Origin of the sequence: Vibrio sp. V43_P6S15P86 (genome assembly GCF_009904725.1) — a bacterium.
GTDB classification, from domain to species: domain Bacteria; phylum Pseudomonadota; class Gammaproteobacteria; order Enterobacterales; family Vibrionaceae; genus Vibrio; species Vibrio diabolicus.
The window spans coordinates 1-5679 of record NZ_WXWT01000249.1; the positions used below are offsets into that span (position 1 = coordinate 1).

General features: G+C 45.3%; 7 protein-coding genes. 4 read left to right on the forward strand and 3 right to left on the reverse strand.

From position 1 onward, the window contains the following. The first annotated feature begins 37 nt into the window (after positions 1–37). Together nfsB and CAG69_RS11240 are read left to right on the forward strand one after the other, a co-directional pair. A complete protein-coding gene (gene nfsB / locus CAG69_RS11235) occupies positions 38–691 on the forward strand; it encodes an oxygen-insensitive NAD(P)H nitroreductase (RefSeq protein WP_161444205.1) in 654 nt (217 codons plus the stop codon). Between the two features lie 69 nt (positions 692–760). Then, the gene (locus CAG69_RS11240) at positions 761–1051 is read left to right on the forward strand and encodes a putative quinol monooxygenase (RefSeq protein WP_047009627.1); all 291 of its coding nucleotides are present in this window, start codon (positions 761–763) and stop codon (positions 1049–1051) included. Here CAG69_RS11240 and CAG69_RS11245 read toward each other — a convergent pair. Then, complete coding sequence (locus CAG69_RS11245; RefSeq protein WP_005484216.1) at positions 1048–1971, reverse strand: LysR family transcriptional regulator; 924 nt, start codon at positions 1969–1971, stop codon at positions 1048–1050. The genes CAG69_RS11240 and CAG69_RS11245 overlap by 4 nt on opposite strands. Before the next feature lie 150 nt (positions 1972–2121). On the opposite strand from CAG69_RS11245, the gene CAG69_RS11250 reads away from it, so the two are divergent. Further along, positions 2122–2340 carry a VF530 family DNA-binding protein gene (locus CAG69_RS11250; RefSeq protein ID WP_005396617.1) on the forward strand — a complete coding sequence of 73 codons (219 nt, stop codon included), beginning with the start codon at positions 2122–2124 and terminating at the stop codon, positions 2338–2340. 864 nt (positions 2341–3204) lie between these two features. Here the strand turns inward: CAG69_RS11250 and CAG69_RS11255 are convergent. Next, on the reverse strand, positions 3205–3657 hold the full coding sequence (locus CAG69_RS11255) for an acyl-CoA thioesterase (protein WP_005374933.1): 453 nt from the start codon (positions 3655–3657) through the stop codon (positions 3205–3207). Between the two features lie 210 nt (positions 3658–3867). Between CAG69_RS11255 and CAG69_RS11260 the strand changes: the two genes are divergently transcribed. Continuing rightward, positions 3868–4632, forward strand: coding sequence for a ferredoxin--NADP reductase (locus CAG69_RS11260; protein WP_114322757.1), 765 nt, complete (start codon positions 3868–3870; stop codon positions 4630–4632). Between the two features lie 134 nt (positions 4633–4766). On the opposite strand, the gene CAG69_RS11265 is transcribed toward CAG69_RS11260, so the two are convergent. Continuing rightward, positions 4767–5438, reverse strand: a complete 672-nt coding sequence (locus CAG69_RS11265; RefSeq protein WP_054866817.1) for a DUF2057 domain-containing protein — start codon at positions 5436–5438, stop codon at positions 4767–4769. Positions 5439–5679 lie beyond the last annotated feature (241 nt).

Consider the following 5679-nt stretch of genomic DNA (forward strand, 5'->3'; position numbering starts at 1 on the left):
CTGTTACACAGCTTAAATTCATTAATTGGAGAACCTCATGGATATCGTACAAGCTGCAAAATCTCGTTACTCAACGAAAGTGTTTGACCCAACGCGCAAGCTATCTCAAGAAAAAATCGACGCAGTTAAAGAGCTGATTCGTTTTAGTCCATCGAGTGTGAACTTTCAACCTTGGCATTTCATTCTGGCAAGCACAGAAGAAGGCAAACAGCGCATCGCTAAAGCGGCGCAAGAGAACTACGCGTTTAACGCGGCGAAGATTCTCAACGCTTCTCACGTATTGGTGTTTTGTGCAAAAACAGGCATCGATAACGACTACATTGAAGCGCTAATGGTGCAAGAAGAAAAAGATGGCCGATTCCCAACTGAAGAAGCGAAAGCGGCTGTGCGCGGTGGTCGTAGCTACTTTGTGAACATGCACCGTTTTGATCTGAAAGATGCGAACCATTGGATGGAGAAACAAGTTTACCTCAACGTGGGTACGTTGCTGTTGGGTGCTTCGACGCTAGAAATCGATGCAGTGCCAATTGAAGGGTTTGATCCCAAAGTGCTGGATGAAGAATTTGGCTTGCGTGAAAAAGGTTACACCAGCGTTGTGATCGTGCCGCTTGGCTACCACGCGGAAGATGACTTCAACGCGAAAACGCCAAAGTCTCGCTGGGATGCAGAAACCGTATTCACCGAGATCTAATTCGAGCTTACTTGCAGGTTACGTAGAACCCTGTAATCAATATATAAATCGCAAAAGAGTGATAAAACGATGATCCACTTAGTTGCAGAAGTGAAAGCCTATCCAGATAGTAAGGATCAGGTGGCGAATTTGCTTGCTGGTTTACTAGAGCCAACCCGCAAAGAAGAAGGCTGTTGCCAATACGAGTTGTATCTCGACGAAAAAGTTGAAGGCCTATTTATGTTCCAAGAAATTTGGGCATCGCAAGAGGCCTTGGATAAGCATTTGCAAAGCCCGCACATGGCGACGTTTCTTGAAACATTGGAAGAGAACGATTGGGTTGAATATACCCAGATTCGTCCTCTTCGATTTATCGCCTAATGACAGAAGGTTGCCAGCACGTTGGCGCGTTGCTGGCAGCATTTTTGTTGGATAAAGTCGCGGAAAGTCCGAATCGTTGGCGTCAGTAAGCGACGATCGGCGCACACCATGTAGAGCGGCACTGGGCCGCAATCCCACTCTGGTAACACTCGCACTAATCTTCCCTCGATTAAGTCTCGGCTGATGTCCATCAACGATTTATTCGCAATGCCTTTGCCTTTGATCGCTAACCGATGTGGCAAGTCACTATCGTTGCTCATCAAGTTACCGCTGACCACGACTTGTTCTTTCTCGCCGTCACGCGTGAGCGTCCATTTGTTGTAGACTGAATCCGCGACCATATAGCACAAACAGTTGTGTTGCGTTAAATCGGCAGGAGAGGTGAGTTCTGGATGTGTAGCTACGTACTCTGGCGATGCACATAAGATCCGTTCGTTTGACCCACACAAAGCCAACACGACCAGATTGGAGTCGGCCGGCTCGCCGTAGCGAATCGCAATATCGACAGGCTTGGTGTACATATCCGTCAAGCTATCGGACAGCTCTAGTTTTATGGAAACATTTGGGTAGAGATCGATGAACTCATCCACCCAATCGAGCAACATATTGCGACCAAAATCGGAGGGCGCAGTAATGTGCAGTTGACCAGATAACTCGCCACGCGCACTTGAGATCTGATCCAACCCCTCTTGCAATGTTGCCAACGCTTGCGTGGTTTTGTCTAAAAACAGTTCGCCCTCTGAGGTTAAACGCAGGCTTCGGGTAGAACGCACAAACAGCGGGAAACCGATTTGCCCTTCAAGACGCTTAATCGATGCGCTAATGGCGGCAGGTGTCATGTCCATGCTGTTAGCGGCTTTTGAAAAGCTGCCTTGGCGCGCTGTTTCGACAAAAATATTGAGGTCGTTGAGGGCTTTCATCGTGAAAAGGATGTTTGTGAAGTTTGAGCTACTATAGGGGAGATGAGCAAAGTAATTCAAGCTAAACGCCTTTGAAGGTGAAAACATTAGGTTAAGTGGTCACTTTGAGTTAGATTAGCCCGCCACTTACATCGCTACTGGATCAACAACATGAGCAACGAACAGCCGAATAACCCTCTGCATGGGTTGAGTTTAGAAAAAATCGTCACCCGACTAGTTGAACACTTTGGTTGGAATGGCCTGTATGAGCGCGTTCGAGTGAACTGTTTTAAGAAAGATCCGTCGATCAAATCTTCGCTGAAGTTTTTGCGTAAAACGCAATGGGCAAGAGATAAGGTGGAAGCGCTATACATCGAGACGTTCTGCTAATCACTCTATGGCCTGCAGCAAGCGGTAATAGATTCTTAGTCTCGCCTTGGCTCGCTAGAATGACGCAGCTTTTCTTATCGCGTAGGCTGGAAGAGTAGCTCTGCTATTACGTCTAAAGCGAGATTCCGAATGACTCGCTTGTGCTCGTCCGGGATGGTTTTTTTAGATAGTGTTTTAGAGTCAGAACCTAAACGAGGTTCGTCATTCTGAACAGCGAGGAACGAGCGTGATTCAGAATCTACCCTCAGATTGTATTGAGTAGATTCATCGCTCTATGGTCTACAGCGAGCTGTCAGTAGATTCTTAGTCTCGCTTTGGCTCGCTAGAATGACGCAGCTTTTCTTATCGCGTAGGCTGGAAGAGTAGCTCTGCTGATACGTCTAAAGCGAGATTCTGGATGACTCGCTTGTGCTCGTCCGCGATGGTTTTCTTAGATAGTGTTGTAGAGTTCAGAACCTAAACAGGTTCGTCATTCTGAACAGCGAGGAACGAGCGTGATTCAGAATCTACTCTCAGAATATATTGAGTCCATTCATTGCTCTATGGTCTGCAGCAAGCGGTATGTAGATTCTTCGTCGCGCTTTGGCTTGCTAGAATGACGCAGCTTTTCTTATCGCGTAGGCTGGAAGAGTAGCTCTGCTGTTATGTCTAAAGCGTGATTCAGAATCTACCTTCAGATTGTATTGAGTTTATTCATAGCTCTACGACCTGCAGCAAGCGGTAAGTAGATTCTTAGTCTCGCTATGGCTCGCTAGAATGACGCAGCTTTTCTTATCGTGTAGGCTGGAATAGTACCTCAGCATTATTCCCGATAGCGATGAAGAAGCGCTGTCGGGAACCTCGCCTTTAATCTCTCGTTTCTTGCTACTCTAAATGATGCGTGCTACCCACAGTTCCTTCCAAGTCTAAAATCGACTGGCGAACGTGGTCTGGAATCGCCGCTTTTACGTTGTTCTTAAAATCAAACATCACACCAGTAGCGGTGGCGATGGTCGCAATCTTACCCCACTTCTTACTCAGCACTTGGTATTCCATCGTGATGCGATCTTCTTGCATGTCGATCACGCGCGAGCCGACTAATAACGTGTCTGGGTAAGTGACAGGCAGCTTGTAGCGGCATTGCGTCTCGCTCAGTACTGGCCCAATTTGCGAGGTTTGCAGGTCGACCAGCAGATTAATTTTGTTGAAGTAATCTAAACGCGCCGTCTCGAAGTAGCGAAAATAGACCACGTTATTGACGTGTTGCAGAGCATCCATTTCACCCCATGCGACTTTGATCTCTGTGATAACGGGAAAGTCTTTTAACAGTGTGTCCATTTTTAGTGCTCCTTTTTTATCTGCTTTGCCACAAATTGCGACGCGACTTATCACTTTGAGCATTTATTCTAGATGTAATCATTTAATATGTAATAAAATTGTTTTTAAAATGTGAAACGAAATGGCAATCTTATTATGTAAACTAGAAACTTTACATAATCGAGTTGAAGGCGTAAGTTTAACTAAGAGTAACCAAATAGGAGGTGTCTCATGATTGAACTCAAAGGTTTCAACCTCGCAAGAGTTGAGAAACGCATTGATTGGACAGGTGAGCTGTTCAGTTTGAGAATATCTGGCGCGCCTCTTTCCTTTAAAGCTGGTCAGTTCACCAAGCTTGCTTTGCTTGATGATGAAGGCAAGCTGATCAGTCGTGCTTACTCTGTTGTTAATGCACCAAGCGAACAGTTCGATTGGTTGGAGTTTCTAATAGTAGCCGACCCTCAAGGACAACTTTCCCCAAGGCTCCAAAAGCTTAAATCTGGTGATAGTATTTATGTTGGTGAGACCGCACATGGTGACTTAATCCACGACTCTATTCCTAAACAGGCTCATGATCTGTGGCTGCTATCTACAGGTACAGGTATTGGACCGTTTTTATCGCTACTGGATGATATAAACTTACCACCCCATAATGAGCGAATTGTACTTGTTCATGCGGTTCGCTACGAAAAAGATTTGGTCTACAAATATCTGATTGAGCAACTACAGCAACGATATGAAGGCAGATTAAAGTACATCCCGATAGTCAGTAGGGAAGTGGTGGATGGTCAGTTACAAGGTCGAATTCCTGAACTCATCGAATCGGGTAGACTGTCCAACGCTGCTGATGTGCCATTCTCTGCTCAAAGTAGTTTTGTCATGATGTGTGGGAACCCGCAGATGATCAAAGATACCTTGCCAGTCTTACAAGGGCTTGGGTTGGAAAAGTATCGTCCTAAAACAGGAGGCAATATCATCTATGAGCGTTACTGGTAGCGTTTGGTTAAATTGATATAACCATATTGAAGACATGATGATCACCAATACCAAAGTCGTTCAAACGTCCTAGCTTGTTCGATCAAAAAAGCCACATGAAGTGGCTTTTTTAATATCGATAGAGTTAATCAGACTTATTGTTGATTAACGTACGCTTTAAAGCGAGCTTTGGTTTCTGCGTCTGCTTTTTGGTACCAGAAGTGCAGCATCTCTTCTGCTGTCGAATCTGATTTAACCGCAGTCGCTCTCGCTTGTTTCATATCTTCAGGAATCTTTGCTGGCAGTGTGACTGGTTGAGCAACGGCTGCACCAGCAACAGCGATAGCAGCAACGCCGCCTGTTTTGTTGTAGCTTTCCACTTCACGCACGTAATCACGACCGATTTGCATACCCGGTTTGATCAATTTGTCTTGCTCAACGGCGACGGTGTTGCCTGAATCATCAACCAGTTTCCAATCTAAGTCCTTGATCTTTTCTTCCGCATCGCGAAGGTTGCGGTATTCAGGCATTTGTAGTGTCAGCTCGGCATTGGCAGCGTCAAATCGTGTAACGATAACATCGCTTTCAACACTTAAACGGTCATTACCTTGGTTAAAGTAAGGGGCGAAGCGAAATACGACTTGGTTAACGCCATCAGGTAACGTTAATGTTCTTTCCGAGGCGAAAAAACCACCCGAAAGGTCTGCTTTTTCACCGTTAGCCGCTAATACTGAAACGTTGTCAGGAACACTCACGGTTACATCTGCGAATGCCATGCCACTCATTGCGAGAGCAAGCGCACAAGTTAAAGGCTTGATCAATTTCATTGTTTTTATCCTAAGCAAATTAGTGGTCATCGAGAGTGCATCGTTCATTGCCCGATTGCAACTCCCAAGTGTAAGAAGTATGAAAATTTAACAAGAACGTCATTTTTATCGCATTTATTACGGGGAAACTGTGATCCAAATAGAATCAAACCGCTGCAATAGAGCGGTTTGATGTCATAAGTTATAGATTAAATTTCTTTCTAACTTATTGATTTATTATATGCCTGCACCGTGTCCAGGC

Excerpts from the sequence above, each read along its gene's own strand:
- nfsB (WP_161444205.1), top strand. The coding sequence starts at position 38 with ATGGATATCGTACAAGCTGCAAAATCTCGTTACTCAACGAAAGTGTTT.
- CAG69_RS11260 (WP_114322757.1), top strand. The coding sequence starts at position 3,868 with ATGATTGAACTCAAAGGTTTCAACCTCGCAAGAGTTGAGAAACGCATT.
- CAG69_RS11240 (WP_047009627.1), top strand. The coding sequence starts at position 761 with ATGATCCACTTAGTTGCAGAAGTGAAAGCCTATCCAGATAGTAAGGAT.
- CAG69_RS11255 (WP_005374933.1), bottom strand. The coding sequence starts at position 3,657 with ATGGACACACTGTTAAAAGACTTTCCCGTTATCACAGAGATCAAAGTC.
- CAG69_RS11245 (WP_005484216.1), bottom strand. The coding sequence starts at position 1,971 with ATGAAAGCCCTCAACGACCTCAATATTTTTGTCGAAACAGCGCGCCAA.
- CAG69_RS11265 (WP_054866817.1), bottom strand. The coding sequence starts at position 5,438 with ATGAAATTGATCAAGCCTTTAACTTGTGCGCTTGCTCTCGCAATGAGT.
- CAG69_RS11250 (WP_005396617.1), top strand. The coding sequence starts at position 2,122 with ATGAGCAACGAACAGCCGAATAACCCTCTGCATGGGTTGAGTTTAGAA.